This is a genomic window from Vibrio agarivorans, assembly GCF_030409635.1.
Taxonomy (GTDB): Bacteria; Pseudomonadota; Gammaproteobacteria; order Enterobacterales; family Vibrionaceae; genus Vibrio; species Vibrio agarivorans.
The window spans coordinates 2,193,634-2,210,555 of sequence record NZ_JAUFQF010000004.1 but is presented as its reverse complement, the minus strand read 5'-3'; the positions used below and the strand labels follow the sequence as shown (position 1 = coordinate 2,210,555).

Sequence of the window (16,922 nt, the reverse complement as noted above, 5' to 3'; positions counted from 1 at the left end):
TACCAATCAATTGAATTCTAAGGGGCAGATCGTTAAGATGTGCCCCCTTTTTATGCTGGTAAAACCCTAAGCCGAACCATGAAACTGAACCAAAGCCCAGTGACACAGCATCAATTTGATGGTCTCTCCTTCCACTTAAAAAGAGACGACCAGCTCCATCCTCTGTTCAGTGGCAACAAAGCTCGTAAGTTCAGTGCACTGCTCAATCCAAAGCTTGATGAGTCAGTACATGCAATTCCAGAAAATATTGACACCCTAATATCTTACGGTTCAGTTCAAGCTAATTCATTGTATTCACTTGCCGGTCTGGCGAAAATCAAAGGCTGGAAGCTCGAGTATTACGTCCACAACATCCCTAGCTGGCTCAAAGCGCAGCCGATAGGAAACTATCGTGGTGCATTGGAGCTTGATGCTCAAGTGATTTCAGTAAAAGAGTTGGACAACGCGATTCACCCTAGAGAGTTTATCGATCGCATTCGAAAACCCACAGACAACTGTTTGGTGATCCCTGAAGGGGGGCGTTCAACACATTCTGAGTCTGGAATTAAGCAACTTGCTATAGAGCTACTCGAATATATCCAAATGCAGTCAAACTCACACTTTACGGTTGCCCTCCCCTCCGGCACTGGCACCACCGCTTTATATCTCCACAAGTATCTTAAACCTTACAATATAGAGGTCGTAACCTGTGCATGTGTGGGTGGAAAGCAGTACCTAATTGAGCAGTTTCAAGAGTTAGGTGAAACTGATTTCCCAACCATCATCAAGCTTGAAGATAAACATCATTTTGGTCGTTTGTATAAAGAGGACTATGAGATCTGGGCTGCTCTTGAAGCGCAAACACACGTTGAGTTTGATCTGTTATACGATCCTCTAATGTGGCGCTGTATCAAGTCATGGGCATCACAGAACCTGAAAGGGGAACTTCTCTATGTCCATCAAGGTGGTATTCTAGGCAATGAAAGTATGCTGCTGCGTTACCAAAGAGAGTTTGGAGTGGAATCTACATGGTAAAATTATTCAATGGCAAAGTATGGTCTTCTATGCTGTCTCTTTTGCTATCAGCCTGTTTTCTATCAAGCTATGTATATGCAAACGACAATGTTGTGACCAAGGCATCAGTGGGCAAAAATAAAAGCAAGCCTATCGTAGTACTAGATGGTGCTCAAACCAATCAGCGTATTTGCCTTTATCAGGGTGAAGCGTATTCACTTGGGGCTATTTTAGAGATCCGTGACCTTGTTCTAGTATGCCAAGAAAGCAATGATTTTGAGCTTAATGGAACCTTGAAATGGGTACTGTTAGAGAGCAGTCATACGCGAAATACTCATTCTGAATAAAATGTCTATCGATCAAGCAGCGCTCACACTGAGCGCTGCTTAATGAACTCTATTCCCACCAATAATCCAACGGCATTGTCTCTCCAATCACCAAACGTTCTCCCATTTTAGGCATCACGACTTGTACCCCTCTTTCTTGCGCGTTTTTAACTGCGCGATTAATTGGCTCTTGCCAATCATGAATGGACAGGTCGAACGTGCTATTATGAATGGGAAACATCACTTTCCCTTTGAGGTCGATATGCGCTTGAACACTTTGCTCGGGAAACATGTGAATTTGCGACCATGCCTCGTTATAAGCACCTGTTTCTATGAGTGTTAGATCGAAAGGACCGTATTTGTCACCTATTTCTTTAAAGCCAGAGAAATAGCCTGAATCACCACTGAAAAACACACGTTGACTTGGTGCTGCGATCACCCAACTCCCCCATAAGGTGTGGTCTCGATCCAACCCCGTTCTGCCTGAGAAATGCTGAGTTGGCGTAAGGGTATATTCAACACCATTGAACACATACGACTCCCACCAGTTTAGCTCAATGACCTTATTGGTCGGCACTCCCCATTTTGCAAGGTGCTCACCCACCCTCAAAGGCACAAGAAACAAAGATGTTTTCGCTGCAAGTTTCTTTACTGCATTTTTATCTAAGTGATCATAATGGTCATGACTAATCACAATTACATCAATAGCAGGCAGTTCTTCAATCGTGAGCGGTGTTTGATGAAAACGCTTTGGGCCCGCCCACTGTACCGGTGAAGCTCGGTCGCTAAAAACTGGATCTGTCAAAACAAACTGCTGTTCGATCTTTAATAAGACACTCGAATGCCCTAATCGGTAGGCGACACTCTCTTCTTCTGCAATTAATTCATCCTTGGTCATTGCCATTACAGGCAATGCCGATTTTGGCGTTGGTTCAACACGGTCGGCATTGAGGTACATCTTCGTGATATCTATCAAGTCTCTAAACCCTGACTTATATTCCATCTCATTATTGGTGAATTTTTTTGGTAAAGCTTGAGATTCACTGCCGCTAAGGGTGGTACAAGTCAATTGAGTTGATGCCATGAGTATCGCTCCTAATAGGAAAATTCGACTAACTTTCACATTACGTCTCTAGATGTAAACTACACCGGCTAGTTTACTTAATGTCATTTAAAAGTAAACTAGTTGGTGTAAAATAAATGGTGGCGGCAAAATGAGACGGTAGAATGACATGACAGTGACAAAAAAAAGTCGCAGTGAAATCAAACGTGAAGCGATTTTGAGTGCAGCTCGCGAGGCGTTTTTAGAATATGGTGTGGCAAACACCAGTATGGATAAGTTATCTGCATTGGCGGGCGTTTCTAAGCGGACAGTCTATAACCATTTTGAGTCTAAAGAGGCGTTGGTTCTTGCCCTACTTTCCTGCTTGTGGAGTAACCAAGAAGCGCTGGATGATGAATTTTTCCTTGGTGAGTTAACGCTCAAAGAACAGCTAAAAAGCCTAATTAAAGAACAGATTACCGTTGCCAGCGATCCTGCTTATATCGAACTTTCTCGCGTAGCGATGGGTCATTATTTATTTAAACCAGAAGAGTTAAGACAGCAAGTTCGCAGTATTGATAAAAAGAAGACAAATCTCTATCAATGGCTGTTTCTTCAAGCGGAGAATGGTCGTTTGAAATTACCACTTACTCAAGTTGAAACCGCAATGACACAGATCCATCACCTCGTAAAAGGGGCTTGCTATTGGCCGCAGGTAACGGGTTTAGCTGATATATTGTCGAGTGAAGAAGCTAATCAAGTCGTCAATGATACTGTCGAGCTTTTTTGGGCAAGGTACGGGAAGTAACTAGTTAGAAGAAATAAGAAGGTATTGGAAATCAGCCACTTCATCCTTCACTGTTAGGTTAACAATGAAGGATGATTATCAACAAATTAGCCTTTATAGATACAGCCAGCTGTACAAGTTTCCTTGATCTCAACTTTGCTCAGTAGTGGAAGTGAAGGCTTCAACTGTTCCCAAATCCATTTTGCTAACACTTCGCTCGTTGGGTTCTCAAGACCTTCAATATCATTCAAATAGTAGTGGTCAAGGCGGTCATAGATCGGCTTAAATGCCGCTTTGATTTCCGCGAAATCAACAACCCAACCCGTGTGCGGATCAACTTCCCCTTCAACATAAAGTCGAACTAGAAACGAATGTCCATGTAAACGACCACACTTGTGTCCTTCTGGCACATGCGGCAGGTGGTGTGCGGCCTCGAACATAAATTCTTTGTAAAGTTCGGTTCTCATCTTGGTATCCGGTAATTTTAAAAGCGCAATTCTAAGCATTCACTCCATCAATCACAAGCGTTTGCCTAAGCAAACTGTTGCCAATCTTTAACACATTATCCAATTTGGTCGTGGAGATTTCATAAGACAAACGTGACATTGAAAAAATCGCCTCAATCAACAAATAAGGGCTTGAAGCTATAGAATTGCTAGGTAATATGGTCGTTTGATTTAAAAAATTAGTATCACTGCGTAATTTGCTTAAATTTCACACGTTTTGTGAGCAGTTAAGCCTATTGCTCAGTTTAGTATCCCTCAATGGAGAATGAAATCAACATGACTTACGCGCCTGTAAAAGACGTACTTGGCGGCAAGCTAGCGGTAGACAGTGAAGTAACTGTACGCGGCTGGATCCGTTCACGTCGTGATTCCAAAGCTGGAATCTCTTTCCTTGCCATTTATGACGGCTCTTGTTTCGACCCGATTCAGGCCGTGGTCCCTAATAATCTTAATAATTACGAAGACGAAGTACTAAAGCTAACTACTGGCTGCTCTGTTGAAGTAACAGGTAAGATTGTTGAGTCTCCTGCGAAAGGTCAAGACTTTGAACTTGCTGCGACTGACGTTAAAGTCGTAGGTTGGGTTGAAGACGCAGAAACTTACCCAATGGCGAAAACTCGCCACTCTATCGAGTACCTACGTGAAGTTGCACACCTGCGCCCACGTACTAACGTAATCGGTGCTGTTGCGCGTGTTCGTAACTGTCTATCTCAGGCAATTCACCGCTTCTACCACGAGCAAGGTTTCTTCTGGGTATCTGCTCCACTGATCACAGCTTCTGATGCTGAAGGTGCTGGTGAAATGTTCCGTGTTTCTACGCTAGACATGGAAAACCTACCTCGCACAGATAAAGGCGATGTTGACTACAACGAAGATTTCTTCGGTAAAGAGACATTCCTAACGGTATCTGGTCAGCTAAACGCAGAAGCTTACGCCTGTGCACTAAGCAAAGTTTACACGTTCGGCCCTACGTTCCGTGCTGAAAACTCAAACACAAGCCGCCACCTAGCGGAATTCTGGATGGTTGAGCCTGAAGTGGCATTCGCTGACCTAGACGATGTTGCTAAGCTGTCTGAAGACATGCTTAAGTTCGTGTTTAAAGCCGTACTTGAAGAGTGTCGTGATGACCTTGAGTTCTTCGCTCAACGCATCGACAAACAAGCAATCACTCGTCTAGAGCAGTTTGTTTCTTCTGACTTCGCACAAGTTGACTACACTGACGCAATCCAGATTCTTCTAGATTCAGGTCGTGAATTCGAATTCCCAGTTGAATGGGGTATCGATATGTCTTCCGAGCACGAGCGTTACCTTGCTGAAGAGCACTTCAAAGCACCGGTAATCGTGAAGAACTACCCGAAAGACATCAAAGCATTCTACATGCGTGCGAACGATGACGGTAAGACAGTAGCGGCAATGGACGTACTGGCACCTGGTATCGGTGAAATCATCGGTGGCTCTCAACGTGAAGAGCGTCTAGACATTCTTGACGAGCGTATGCGTGAAGTAGGCATCGACCCAGAACACATGAGCTGGTACCGCGACCTACGTAAATACGGTACAGTGCCTCACGCTGGTTTCGGCCTAGGTTTTGAGCGTCTGGTTTCTTACGTAACAGGTATGGGTAACGTTCGTGACGTAATTCCATTCCCACGTACACCGCGCTCGGCTAACTTCTAATTACCGAGTTAGAATCTGATTTTGAAGCCTCCTTAACAGGAGGCTTTTTTTGTTTGTTAGCCCCAGAATGGACCATTGAGCAACTGCGCTGGGTCGATTTCTACACGAACGAATAACCCAGCTAGTAAACAACCTTAACTTGATTTTTACCCGCTTTTTTCGCCTCGTACATAGCTCGGTCTGCTAATTTTAGACTCTCTTCCAAATCAAGCTGCGCCACAGATACAAATACTACCCCTACGCTTGCACTCACTTTGCTATGCACTCGCTCTAGGCTATGCATTCGGTTGTCGGTGAAAAGATTAAGTATCTCATGTCCCATCTGAACCACTTCGGCTTCATCGAAAGCGTCCTCAACGAAGATGGCAAACTCATCACCGCCTAACCTTGCAATATCATAGTCTCCAAGTTCTCGCCCTAAGCATTGAGGGACGAGTTGTCTTATCTTTTGACCAAACTCCCCAAGTACTTTGTCGCCATAATCATGCCCATACTGATCGTTTACTTGTTTAAAGTTATCAAGGTCGATATACACCAATGCCGACTTTTCAAACAACATACGCTGAGTTGAGTGGTAAAGAATAGAACGAAAAGTGGCTCTATTTGCCAATTGAGTCAGAGAATCAAAATACGCGAGCTTATGGATACCCTCTTCATGCATTTTCATGATGTAGTCATCCATTTTCTGTTGGAAGAAGATCGCGATATGACACATTCCGCCCAAAGCCATAAGAGTCAAAACAAAACGAAGCTTAATTAACGCGTTGTAATCCGTGACAAGCCAATTTTGGTTGAGGAGAACAGAGAGCACCGCCACAAACGTGAGGTTTAACAACAGGCCGACCTTAAAACGATTGATAAAGATTACGATCGCTGCAAGCGGATAAACCCACATGATGCCGGTGTTGTCATGCCCACCGGTCACGACGAGATATAGGGATAAGCTATAGATGATTAACGTCAAACCAATCAAGCCCCACTCTCGGCGGTAGCTCAACAAGTACAAATTAGCCGCTCCCCAAACTGAGAAGAAAGCGAGTGTACCGCCAATCGCAACGCTACCAATCCAAAAGGCTTGAATAGAGAATACCGTTAAAAAGATTAAGCCAAAGATCGCTAAGGACTTGACCATAAGGTGCTGTCGACGCTGCTTGTCTTTGACAACTTCCGACAGTTTTTCAGCAACAAAGCTGTGGGCATGTGTAGTCAATGTTTACTCGCTCACTAAATGACGACTGTTAAAAGAGCACGTCCTCTAAACTCGACATTCTTCTTTCCGACAGGTGAAGTGCCAGATTAAATTTATTATTTATTAGTATGAAACACACTGTACACATACGACTTAATAACAAAAGTTAGATTTCGGCACAGTTGAACCTAATGTAGCAACATATCGCTTATTTTTCCTTAAAAAGTAAACGCTAGATGACTAAATCATGAGCCAAGTTTTATTTTTGATAATAGTATCAGCTCTCTACCCTTTGTCCATTCAAATGACTAATGCTTGAGTTTTAACCAATTCACCTCAATGACAGCTAAAAATAGTCTTACCGATGTTCCTCCAATGGCCATCAGCACGAAAACGTTTGCTTATAATCCCCTGCATAGCGATAGAAAATACTCGAGACAAACTTTTTACTCAGTTTAATTCTCAATAAATCGTACTTTTCTTACTGATTTTGTTGTTTATTGACGAGGTAAAAGGTATAAAAAAGCAAGCTATCTTCTACTACAAGGACGAGACTGATGTTTGAAAAAGTAATCGCAGCTCCAGCGGACCCTATTCTTGGTTTGACTGAAGAGTTTAAAAAAGACCCACGTGCTGAAAAAATCAACCTAGGTGTTGGTATTTATAAGAACGAAGATGGTCAAACCCCTGTATTGGCTACCGTTAAAAAAGCCGAAGCCGCACTACTTGAAACGGAAAAAACAAAGTCTTACCTAACGATAGAAGGTACCGCAGAGTACGGGTTAGCTGTACAAAAGCTGTTATTTGGTGACAATTCTGACATTGTTAGCCAAAAACGTGCAAAAACAGCACAAGCGCCAGGTGGTACAGGCGCACTTCGTGTTGCGGGTGAATTTATCAAACGCCAGCTAGGTGACGTGAAAATCTGGATAAGCAACCCGACTTGGGCGAACCACAATGGTGTTTTCACTGCTGCCGGCATCGAAACCGCACAATACGATTACTACAATGCAGAAACCAAAGATAAAGACTTTGACGGTATGCTAACTAGCCTTCAAGCCGCAAAAGAAGGTGATATTGTTCTTCTACACGGCTGCTGTCATAACCCAACAGGTATTGATCCTACTGCTGATGAGTGGGAAGCACTTGCTAAACTGACCGCAGAAAAGAAACTGCTACCATTGTTTGATTTTGCCTACCAAGGTTTTGCTTCAGGTGTTGAAGAAGATGCCGCAGGTTTACGCACATTCGCAAAATACTGTGATGAGATCTTAGTCGCGAGTTCATTCTCTAAAAACTTTGGTTTATACAACGAACGTGTTGGTGCCTTCACGCTTGTTGCAAAAGCTGAAGATGTAGCAGCTACCGCATTCTCTCAAGTGAAAGCTATTATTCGTTCTATCTACTCTAACCCACCAGCGCATGGTAGCGCGGTTGTGACGCATATTCTGAACAACCCAGAGCTGCGTGCAGAGTGGGAAGCTGAAGTTGCAGAGATGCGTGACCGTATCCAAGAGATGCGTGAGCTGTTTGTTAGCACGCTAAAAGCGGAAGGTGTTGCAGCGGATTTCAGTTTCATTGAGCGTCAGAACGGCATGTTCTCTTTCTCTGGTTTAACCAAAGATCAAGTAACTCGCCTAAAAGAAGAATTTGGTATCTACATCGTAGGCTCAGGCCGCATCAGCGTTGCGGGTATGACGAAATCAAACATGGGTCCACTGTGCAAAGGTATCGCAGCTGTGCTTTAAGCCCTAGCCCAACCCTTTAGTAGTATTTCAAAGCCAACCACTCGGTTGGCTTTATTTTTATCGGTAATCAGACACATTGTGGCTTGAAGTTAGCTACCTATATAACTAAAATTTCACCGATTTTTGATTACACCGGATGTTATCGCACAAGAAGCCGCTCCGTGGCTCTACTTTTCCACCAACTCTGTAGGTAAACGATGAACAACGATAAGCGCCCGCTTTATATCCCTTACGCCGGTCCAGCTCTTCTAAGTACCCCTCTTTTGAACAAAGGCAGTGCATTTTCTGCCGAAGAACGAATCTCTTTTAACTTAGAAGGCCTTCTCCCTGAAAACACCGAGACGATCCAAGAACAAGTAGAACGCGCCTATCAGCAGTACCTCAGCTTTGAGAATGATATGGATAAGCACATCTACCTGCGTAACATTCAAGACACTAACGAAACACTCTTCTACCGTTTGGTGCAAAACCATATCTCCGAAATGATGCCAATCATTTACACACCAACCGTTGGCGCAGCGTGTGAGAACTTCTCTAACATTTACCGCCGTGGTCGTGGTTTATTTATCTCTTACCCAAATCGCGATCGCATTGATGATCTGCTGAATAACGCAGCTAACCACAATGTTAAAGTGATTGTTGTGACAGATGGCGAGCGCATCTTAGGTCTAGGAGACCAAGGTATCGGTGGTATGGGTATTCCTATCGGTAAACTTGCACTTTATACCGCCTGTGGTGGGATCAGCCCAGCTTATACGCTACCGATCGTGCTCGATGTTGGCACCAACAACCCACAACGTTTAGCTGACCCTATGTACATGGGTTGGCGTCACCCTCGTATCACAGGTCAAGAATACGATGCGTTTGTCGAAGAGTTTATCCAAGCGGTTCAACGCCGCTGGCCAGATGCCTTGATTCAGTTTGAAGACTTCGCACAGAAAAACGCAATGCCGTTGCTTGAGCGTTACAAAAACCGCATCTGTTGCTTCAACGATGATATCCAAGGTACGGCAGCAGTAACCGTAGGCTCTCTGCTTGCCGCTTGTCACGCTGCGGGCAGTAAATTGTCTGATCAACGTGTGACCTTCCTCGGCGCTGGCTCTGCGGGTTGTGGTATTGCAGAAGCAATCGTTGCGCAGATGGTATCTGAAGGTATTTCAGAGCAGCAAGCGCGTTCACAAGTCTTCATGGTCGACCGCTGGGGCTTGCTACAAGAAGGTATGCCAAACCTACTCGACTTCCAGCAGCGACTGGTACAAAAGAAAACCGACACCGCTGATTGGGAAGGTTCAGAAAACGGCTTCTCGTTGTTTGATGTCATCAAGAACGCTAAACCTACGGTATTAGTAGGTGTGTCAGGTGCGCCTGGCCTATTTAGCCAAGATGTTATCCAAGAGATGTACAAGCACTGTCAGCGCCCTATTGTGTTCCCACTATCGAATCCAACCAGTCGAGTAGAAGCAACACCGGTTGATATCTTAACTTGGACTGAAGGCAACGCACTCGTTGCTACCGGAAGCCCATTTGCACCTGTTGTCATCGATGGCAAGACTTACCCAATTGCACAGTGTAATAACAGCTACATCTTCCCAGGAATTGGCTTAGGCGTGCTTGCTGTGGGAGCAACTCGCGTCACCGATGAGATGTTAATGGAATCAAGTCGCGCACTGGCAAGCTGTTCACCACTGGCTATCAATGGTCAAGGTGCGCTGCTTCCGCCACTCGAAGAGATTCACTTGGTGTCGAAGAAACTGGCTTTCGCTGTCGCCAAGAAAGCGATTGAACAGGGTGTTGCGCTAGAGATCACAGATGAAGCACTAGAACATGCAATTGACCAACACTTCTGGCAGCCTGTTTACCGCAAGTATAAGCGTACAGCTTTCTAAGTTAATTTAATCACTTACAACGCCCTTGCCCTAATGCTAGGGCGTTGTTTTATCATGGATGTTATGTTGAACTTCTTTGCCTCAATTGGCCAAAATTTTTATCCCTATTTGTCTGAAATTTCCACGGCTTTAATCGCCTGCCTTCTTGTTATGTGCGGTGGTGAAATCAATCGCTTTTTACGTAAGCTACTCCGAGAACAAAATTTTATTGTCAGAACGCTCATTTTCATTATTATCAATGCTTTCGGTTATGGTTTATTGATTGTTAAAGCAGCTCCTTATCTCAGTGACGGGCTGCGCCAAATGTCATCTTCCTATATGGCAATCACGATCATCGTCTCATTTATCGTGGTTGGGGTTTGGGCACAAAAAAACCGACAAATCTAATTCACTAAGGATATTGTGATGTTTCGATATTGCATACTAACGCTAAAGGGGCTGCTTCTGGTGGTCGCGCTTGCGTTTGTGTCGGTCATCGCAATTGACACCTGGATTACCAAACAAAACCGCTCAGTTATTTATACTGAACTGTCTGAAGTACCCAACTTTGACGTAGGCCTAGTGCTCGGAACCAGTAAATATCTTGGTCGGACTCTCAACCTCTATTATCAATATCGTATCGATGCAGCCCAAGCCCTATTCGAACAAGGCAAAATTAGCCATGTACTTTTGAGTGGTGATAACGCTCACCGCTCATACAATGAGCCTTGGACTATGAAGCGTGATTTTCTCAAATTGGGCTTTACTGAAGATCAAATACACTTGGATTATGCTGGCTTTCGAACGCTCGATTCTGTGATTCGCGCCAAAGAGATTTTCGACACTAATCGATTTATCGTCATTACACAGCAGTTCCACTGTGAGCGCGCCATGTTCATCGCACGGAACATTGATATTGATGCGTCGTGTTTTGTCGCACAGACGCCAGGAGAGACCTTGTCATTAAAACTGCGTATTCGAGAGCTTCTAGCGCGAGTAAAGGCGGTACTCGATCTGTTTATTTTCAACACTCAGCCTAAGTTCCTTGGCCCTAAAGAACCAATCCATTCTGAGGAAGCACTCTCTGAAGAAGTGCTCTCACAGTTATTGCCAACCTCGGCTGCGCTTCCTATTCCAGTGAGCTCTGCAGTCACGAACTAAGAAGACAGCCCCCTTCACACGCTAACATTGCCTGATCTCGACCTTGCTTTTTCGCTTGATAGAGAGCCTCATCAGCGCGAGCAATCGCAACTTCAGGCTCTTCATGCCCTAAGCGAGCAATACCGATACTGCAGGTCAACACTTTATTATGAGTCCATTTATGCAGTTTGACTGATTGTAGAATTTTATCTGCGAGCTGCTCTGCGCGCGCTTGGGTAACATCGGGACAAAACACAATAAACTCTTCCCCTCCCCATCGTACGACTCGGTCTACCGGTCTTACCTCACGAAGAATGACCATGACAAACTCTCGCAGAATGTCGTCCCCCATCGAATGGCCATAGGTGTCATTGATTGACTTAAAAAAGTCGATATCTAGATACAAAATGCCTAACTTGGTTACTGCGTGATCATCCTTGGCAGCTTGCGCTTTAAGCCAGTCTCGCACTGCATGGCGCGTCATTGCACCGGTAAGAGCATCACGATTCGCCAATTCGGCGTATTCAAACGTTTGTGCGCGAAGTGATTGGTTTATCGCATGCAAGTGCTGTTGACGTAGTTTGGCACGCTTCAACTCTTCGCGACTAAGTCGAACCTCTCGATAAGAAAGGTAGATCCCCATAAAGATCCACACCATCAGCAGAAACAAGAACACATTCTCTGCAGAGGTGTAATTCCCGACAAACTCAATTCGATGAATAACTAAACGATAGCGACCTTCACCCAATCCCGAGCCAGTAGCAAACTCAATTTTATTGACATTGGTTCGCTCAGGGGCAGAGTGTTTAATTGGAATTTCATTGTCTACCAGCCACCAAGACATCACTTGAAGTGCATCGAGAGGGACGTCAAACGCATCTTTATCTTCACGTGGATAGTAGTCTAAGCCATTGTATTTATGAGTGTACTCATCAGATAAATTGGAATATTCAGGGTTGAAATTACGCAAATAAAAACGCATTCGAGGATGCTCACCCGTCTCTATGTTGACTAAATCTACATTGAGCTTAACGGTGTGATAGCTTGATAAATCGACACCCTTAGCCGGATTATCAGTCAGGTGGACGGAGACACCACAATACGGCCACGGATAGTTTTCCGAGCGCTTGATTTGGCATTCAAGCAGTGCGGAATCTCCAACAAAATTCATCTCAGTCGTTGAAGCGCCACCTTGAAGTTGATCGTTGGTCGCTAGAAAATTGAAATTGTTAGGCTTGATCACCGTGCTCTTCTTATCACCCCACAGAGCAAAACAGATCAAAACTACGCCGCTAAACAGGATGGTTAACCATACAGACCGACTAATGTACGTCATCTACTTCCCTCAAGCCCAGTCGCTCAACTGGCACACGCACTCTCAAAAACGAGACATTGATTCACGGTAGTGTCACCACTAAGTGAGTATCAACACAATAATCTCGGTTATAACATTATTCGCTTACCGAACAAAGTACGCTTGCGCTGCAAATGTGATGAAAACGATCAAATCTTCACGTATCCATTACAATATCAATGCAAAATATCTATCCAGCTCGAAACTTCTAAGTTGATGACCTCTATAGACAACTCAGTATACTCAATATGCAATTCCAAAAGCTGGTCATCAAAAAGTACGAGTGAGCTAGATTAACTAGCCTGCGTCCTTTCTTCCCTCCTATCCTTTGGGAAAAAAATCGACACAGAGTGAACTATATTCTCAATCAAGACTAGACAAAGAGACAAGGCTCAAAGGAAAAGAGTTGATTATGAATGTACTCATTGTTGGAGGCGTTGGTGGTATAGGGCAGGCATTAGTGTCATTATTTCACGATATTGGCCATAACGTCTTTGCTACCTATCATCACACCCCTCCGCCCACTTCTTACGGACGTTGGTTTCAGTGTGACGTCACCGACGAAGCTTGCATAATTGAGCTCGCAAAAGTGTTACCCAAATTAGACATAGTGATTAATTGTGTCGGTATTCTTCACACTGACAACGCAACACCCGAAAAAACCATTCAAAGCCTAGATGTTGAGTTTTTTACGCGTAATATAGAAACCAACACGCTTCCAACATTACTCTTGGCTAAGCACCTTCAAGCTCATCTCACGTCTAAGCATGCTACCTATTTTGTTGCCTTGTCGGCCAAAGTTGGAAGCATTGAAGACAATCAACTTGGTGGTTGGATAAGCTATCGCGCCTCAAAAGCTGCCCTTAATATGAGCATTAAAACCATCGCTATTGAGTGGAGAGCAAAGCTCCCTCGCTGTTGCGTCATTGCGTTTCACCCTGGAACTATCGACACCCCACTCTCTGCCCCTTTTCAACCGCGAATCCCATCTCATCAGCTACATCAACCAGAATGGCTTGCGAGCAAACTACACCAGTTGCTTAACAAGCTGGAACATTCTGATACCGGCCAGCTGATTGATTACAACGGAACAAAATTGCCTTGGTAAGGGCTTATACAGTCTAACAATTGATATGTCACACAAGTGCATTATTATACAAACACCAACTATTGATTTGATATAAATAGCACCTGCTATACCGACAAAGTTCGGTGAAATCACTCAATTTTTCACAAAATTCCAACCTCTTTGCACTGTTTGATTTTTAGACTAATTTTGCGTAATTAGGCATTCCTTTCTAAATTATGATAGGCTTGCCGCCGGTTGTGACTAGCACGCTTAACTCCCAACTAGATTACTTCGTAACTATCGACTATTTTTTAACGAAGATGTTGGAGACATTTTGAGCTTTGTCTCCGTGGGTTAGCACAGTGACAACAGTCAATATTTTATTGGTTAGGTTCTCCTCGCGTTGTTTTGTAACGGAGCCATTTTGGTACAACACAGGGGGAACAACAGACAATCTCGATTTAAGAGCCTAAATCGCTCTTACAACATTTTTGGGAATGATCACGACACATATGATCACAGGCGAACATACACACACCGCCTATATAGACCCTCAAATTAGCCTAAGGCGCACACACTTTGGTTTTCGTTCTACACAAACCTGCGAGATATTCTGCTTTCCAATAAAGTAATGTTAACACTCAAGCATCAGGAAGAATGTGAGAGTAAGATTACAAGAGGCTTTATGAATCAAGTAATTTCTGTCGGTGCTTTAGAATCGTTTCTGATTGCTATCATCGTTCTTTTTTTAGGTCATTTCATTAATGCAAAACTGCCACTATTGAAGAAGTTCAACATACCTGAACCGATTGTTGGCGGTTTGATTGTAGCTTGTATGATCACCATCTTACACTTTAACGGTGTTGATCTAGAGTTTGACTTACCACTACAAAATACATTTATGCTGATGTTCTTCTCAACAGTAGGTTTAGCCGCAAACTACACCCAGTTGATGAAAGGTGGTGCTAAGGTTTTCCTATTTTTGGCTGTCGCATCGGTTTATATCATTATTCAGAACGGTGTCGGTGTTTCTCTCGCCACGATGCTCGGCTTAGACCCGTTAATGGGACTTATCGCTGGCTCTATTACACTTTCAGGCGGACATGGTACGGGTGCGGCTTGGTCAACAACCTTCCAAGAAGTGTATGGTTTCGATAACGTTCTCGAAATTGCTATGGCTTCAGCCACATTTGGCTTGATCATCGGCGGTATTATCGGCAGTCCGGTAGCGCAAAGACTGATCCAGAAAAACAACATGGAGTCGGAGTACGGTGTTGGCACCCACACCCATGAAAAATTCCCTGAACTCGTGACCTACAATGAGTACGAAGAAGATAAAGTCACCGCGAAAAAAGTCGTCGAAAAGCTGTTCTTCTTACTTATCTGTGTCACTGGCGCAAAATATGCGGAGCAATGGGTTGCGACATTTGAGATTAGCTGGCTAATGATCCCTGACTTTGTTTATGCCCTGTTTATTGGTGTAATCATCACTAACTTCCTTGAGGTGACAAAGCTTAGAAAGCTCGACGCTGAAACGATTGATATGCTCGGTACGGTATCCCTGTCGCTATTCTTGGCCATGGCATTAATGAGCTTACGCTTATGGAATATCTTTGACTTGGCGATCCCGTTCTTGATTATCCTCGCAGTTCAGTCTGTGGTGCTTGCTGTGTTCTCTTACTACGTCACCTTCAAGGCGATGGGTAAAAACTACGACTCGGCAGTTATCGCAGGTGGACACTGTGGTTTTGGCCTCGGGGCAACGCCAACGGCGGTCATGAACATGGGCACCATCGTTAACCGATTCGGTCCTTCACCACAAGCATTTATGGTAGTGCCAATTGTTGGCGCGTTCTTCATTGATATCGTCAACTTAATCATCCTTCAGGGTTATATCTCCTTCTTAGGTTAACCCGATTAAAATACTCCTAAGCGGCCTCATTGGCCGCTTTTTCATTCCTATCTCATCCCTACTTAATAACAATTTCAAACTCTAAAGACAACGCACTGCGCTAACCTCTGATTAGATATGGGGAATTACCTATCGCCTCAAAGGAAGATGCATGCCAGAGTTAAGTCATAAACGTTTTGAAGTTCTCGATTCATTTCGGGGGATCAGTGCAATATGTGTTGTGGTTTTCCACCTACATTTTGTCGGCAGCTTTACAGAGTGGTCTTTTTTTCGCGGCAGTTATTTATTTGTTGAGTTTTTTTTCGTTCTCAGCGGATTTGTTCTCGCGCACGGTTACGGCATGAAAGAGGGTTTGAAGTTCACTCCTTACATAAAAGCGCGTTTCTATCGTATCTATCCGCTTCATCTAACCATGTTGATGGTGATGTTTGGGTTTGAAATAGCCAAACTAATAGCCTTTGAATTTGCCGGAATTACGTTCAATGACATTCCTTTTACCGGTAGTAACCACCCTATTCAGCTTATTCCCGATCTGCTACTTATTCAGTCATGGTTTCCGGCAACCGCCAATGGTAGCTTCAATTACCCCGCTTGGAGTATCAGTATTGAGTTTTACCTCTATATCATTCTTTTCATCACAATAAGCGTATGCAAGCAGCAGCGTGCACTGCTTTGGGCATCGATTTCTCTAGCCACACTTGCTTTATTAACACTGTTCCCTCAAAGCCCCCATCGGGTGCCTTTAACAGGTCTCGCCTGTTTCTTTGGCGGTGCTAGTATCTATATGTTGTATCGACAGCTTCACGCTATAAAGGCGTCGTATGTCGTAGCAACGCTGCTTGAGTGTCTCGCACTATTAGCCATCATCGCTTTAGTCCAGTCTGACCCCTTTACCTACAGAATGCAGTTAGCCATCGTTCTATTTTTGGCTGCCGTATTACTATTTGCCTTCGAACAAGGCGCGCTGTCTCAGCTTCTGAAACACCGCCCATTCTTACGACTAGGCGAGCTTTCTTATTCAATTTATATGATTCATGTAGCTCTAATATTTGTCTTTACGTCGGTGTTTATCGTATTTAACCGTAAGTTCATATTGGATATCGCTCCAACAATTAACGGCCAACGCTATATCACTCTCGGAGATGATCACATCAACAATCTTGTTGCCCTGTTGTTAGTCTTTACCATTACTATTTGTGCTCGATGGAGCCATAAGCATATTGAACTTAGAGGACAGCGACTTGGTAAAGTCCAACCGATTCAATCGACAACACAACCTAAAACGCCTCGTCAAAAGCAGATATAAGAAAGAGC

At 44.0% G+C, this 16,922-nt stretch carries 15 protein-coding genes; 11 read left to right on the top strand and 4 right to left on the bottom strand.

The genetic code is table 11. The features are described from left to right. Positions 1–78: 78 nt before the first annotated feature. The gene (locus tag QWZ05_RS18710; protein WP_264877287.1) at positions 79–1,014 is read left to right on the top strand and encodes a 1-aminocyclopropane-1-carboxylate deaminase/D-cysteine desulfhydrase; all 936 of its coding nucleotides are present in this window, start codon (positions 79–81) and stop codon (positions 1,012–1,014) included. Continuing rightward, positions 1,008–1,340: a YnjH family protein gene (locus QWZ05_RS18705; RefSeq protein ID WP_264877286.1), complete on the top strand. Its 333-nt coding sequence runs from the start codon at positions 1,008–1,010 to the stop codon at positions 1,338–1,340. Before QWZ05_RS18710 ends, QWZ05_RS18705 begins: the two co-directional genes overlap by 7 nt. A gap of 49 nt (positions 1,341–1,389) precedes the next feature. Here the strand turns inward: QWZ05_RS18705 and QWZ05_RS18700 are convergent, their stop codons facing one another. Further along, positions 1,390–2,403, bottom strand: coding sequence for an MBL fold metallo-hydrolase (locus QWZ05_RS18700; RefSeq protein WP_264877285.1), 1,014 nt, complete (start codon positions 2,401–2,403; stop codon positions 1,390–1,392). Between the two features lie 148 nt (positions 2,404–2,551). Between QWZ05_RS18700 and QWZ05_RS18695 the strand changes: the two genes are divergently transcribed. Further along, positions 2,552–3,169 carry a TetR/AcrR family transcriptional regulator gene (locus QWZ05_RS18695; protein WP_264877283.1) on the top strand — a complete coding sequence of 206 codons (618 nt, stop codon included), beginning with the start codon at positions 2,552–2,554 and terminating at the stop codon, positions 3,167–3,169. 86 nt (positions 3,170–3,255) lie between these two features. Here QWZ05_RS18695 and queD read toward each other — a convergent pair whose 3' ends face one another. Continuing rightward, positions 3,256–3,615, bottom strand: a complete 360-nt coding sequence (queD, locus tag QWZ05_RS18690; protein ID WP_264877282.1) for a 6-carboxytetrahydropterin synthase QueD — start codon at positions 3,613–3,615, stop codon at positions 3,256–3,258. A gap of 315 nt (positions 3,616–3,930) precedes the next feature. On the opposite strand from queD, the gene asnS reads away from it, so the two are divergent. Then, positions 3,931–5,331, top strand: coding sequence for an asparagine--tRNA ligase (asnS, locus tag QWZ05_RS18685; protein WP_264877281.1), 1,401 nt, complete (start codon positions 3,931–3,933; stop codon positions 5,329–5,331). Positions 5,332–5,452: 121 nt separating this feature from the next. Here asnS and QWZ05_RS18680 read toward each other — a convergent pair whose 3' ends face one another. Continuing rightward, positions 5,453–6,541: a GGDEF domain-containing protein gene (locus tag QWZ05_RS18680; protein WP_290299986.1), complete on the bottom strand. Its 1,089-nt coding sequence runs from the start codon at positions 6,539–6,541 to the stop codon at positions 5,453–5,455. A 536-nt stretch (positions 6,542–7,077) separates the two neighbouring features. On the opposite strand from QWZ05_RS18680, the gene QWZ05_RS18675 reads away from it, so the two are divergent. The 4 genes from QWZ05_RS18675 (at position 7,078) to QWZ05_RS18660 (ending at position 11,294) form a co-directional block, all read left to right on the top strand. Further along, positions 7,078–8,268 carry an amino acid aminotransferase gene (locus QWZ05_RS18675; protein WP_290299985.1) on the top strand — a complete coding sequence of 397 codons (1,191 nt, stop codon included), beginning with the start codon at positions 7,078–7,080 and terminating at the stop codon, positions 8,266–8,268. Between the two features lie 197 nt (positions 8,269–8,465). Beyond that, on the top strand, positions 8,466–10,154 hold the full coding sequence (locus QWZ05_RS18670; protein WP_290299984.1) for an NAD-dependent malic enzyme: 1,689 nt from the start codon (positions 8,466–8,468) through the stop codon (positions 10,152–10,154). Between the two features lie 63 nt (positions 10,155–10,217). Continuing rightward, a complete protein-coding gene (locus tag QWZ05_RS18665; protein WP_264877646.1) occupies positions 10,218–10,541 on the top strand; it encodes a DUF3392 domain-containing protein in 324 nt (107 codons plus the stop codon). An 18-nt stretch (positions 10,542–10,559) separates the two neighbouring features. Then, a complete protein-coding gene (locus QWZ05_RS18660) occupies positions 10,560–11,294 on the top strand; it encodes a SanA/YdcF family protein (RefSeq protein ID WP_264877277.1) in 735 nt (244 codons plus the stop codon). Here QWZ05_RS18660 and QWZ05_RS18655 read toward each other — a convergent pair. Continuing rightward, positions 11,284–12,609 (bottom strand): GGDEF domain-containing protein, encoded by a 1,326-nt coding sequence (locus QWZ05_RS18655; protein WP_264877276.1) that lies wholly within the window; start codon positions 12,607–12,609, stop codon positions 11,284–11,286. The genes QWZ05_RS18660 and QWZ05_RS18655 overlap by 11 nt on opposite strands. Positions 12,610–13,039: 430 nt before the next feature. Between QWZ05_RS18655 and QWZ05_RS18650 the strand changes: the two genes are divergently transcribed. The 3 genes from QWZ05_RS18650 to QWZ05_RS18640 all read left to right on the top strand — a co-directional run bounded on the left by QWZ05_RS18650 (position 13,040) and on the right by QWZ05_RS18640 (position 16,914). Further along, positions 13,040–13,735 (top strand): SDR family NAD(P)-dependent oxidoreductase, encoded by a 696-nt coding sequence (locus QWZ05_RS18650; protein WP_264877275.1) that lies wholly within the window; start codon positions 13,040–13,042, stop codon positions 13,733–13,735. A gap of 646 nt (positions 13,736–14,381) precedes the next feature. Then, positions 14,382–15,608: a sodium/glutamate symporter gene (gltS, locus tag QWZ05_RS18645; RefSeq protein WP_264877274.1), complete on the top strand. Its 1,227-nt coding sequence runs from the start codon at positions 14,382–14,384 to the stop codon at positions 15,606–15,608. Between the two features lie 151 nt (positions 15,609–15,759). Beyond that, a complete protein-coding gene (locus QWZ05_RS18640) occupies positions 15,760–16,914 on the top strand; it encodes an acyltransferase family protein (RefSeq protein ID WP_264877272.1) in 1,155 nt (384 codons plus the stop codon). The last annotated feature ends 8 nt before the right edge of the window (positions 16,915–16,922 follow it).

Bases quoted from the DNA above. Each gene is read 5' to 3' on its own strand.
- QWZ05_RS18710 (WP_264877287.1), top strand. From the start codon at position 79: ATGAAACTGAACCAAAGCCCAGTGACACAGCATCAATTTGATGGTCTC.
- QWZ05_RS18705 (WP_264877286.1), top strand. From the start codon at position 1,008: ATGGTAAAATTATTCAATGGCAAAGTATGGTCTTCTATGCTGTCTCTT.
- QWZ05_RS18700 (WP_264877285.1), bottom strand. From the start codon at position 2,403: ATGGCATCAACTCAATTGACTTGTACCACCCTTAGCGGCAGTGAATCT.
- QWZ05_RS18695 (WP_264877283.1), top strand. From the start codon at position 2,552: ATGACAGTGACAAAAAAAAGTCGCAGTGAAATCAAACGTGAAGCGATT.
- queD (WP_264877282.1), bottom strand. From the start codon at position 3,615: ATGAGAACCGAACTTTACAAAGAATTTATGTTCGAGGCCGCACACCAC.
- asnS (WP_264877281.1), top strand. From the start codon at position 3,931: ATGACTTACGCGCCTGTAAAAGACGTACTTGGCGGCAAGCTAGCGGTA.
- QWZ05_RS18675 (WP_290299985.1), top strand. From the start codon at position 7,078: ATGTTTGAAAAAGTAATCGCAGCTCCAGCGGACCCTATTCTTGGTTTG.
- QWZ05_RS18670 (WP_290299984.1), top strand. From the start codon at position 8,466: ATGAACAACGATAAGCGCCCGCTTTATATCCCTTACGCCGGTCCAGCT.
- QWZ05_RS18665 (WP_264877646.1), top strand. From the start codon at position 10,218: ATGTTGAACTTCTTTGCCTCAATTGGCCAAAATTTTTATCCCTATTTG.
- QWZ05_RS18660 (WP_264877277.1), top strand. From the start codon at position 10,560: ATGTTTCGATATTGCATACTAACGCTAAAGGGGCTGCTTCTGGTGGTC.
- QWZ05_RS18655 (WP_264877276.1), bottom strand. From the start codon at position 12,609: ATGACGTACATTAGTCGGTCTGTATGGTTAACCATCCTGTTTAGCGGC.
- QWZ05_RS18650 (WP_264877275.1), top strand. From the start codon at position 13,040: ATGAATGTACTCATTGTTGGAGGCGTTGGTGGTATAGGGCAGGCATTA.
- gltS (WP_264877274.1), top strand. From the start codon at position 14,382: ATGAATCAAGTAATTTCTGTCGGTGCTTTAGAATCGTTTCTGATTGCT.
- QWZ05_RS18640 (WP_264877272.1), top strand. From the start codon at position 15,760: ATGCCAGAGTTAAGTCATAAACGTTTTGAAGTTCTCGATTCATTTCGG.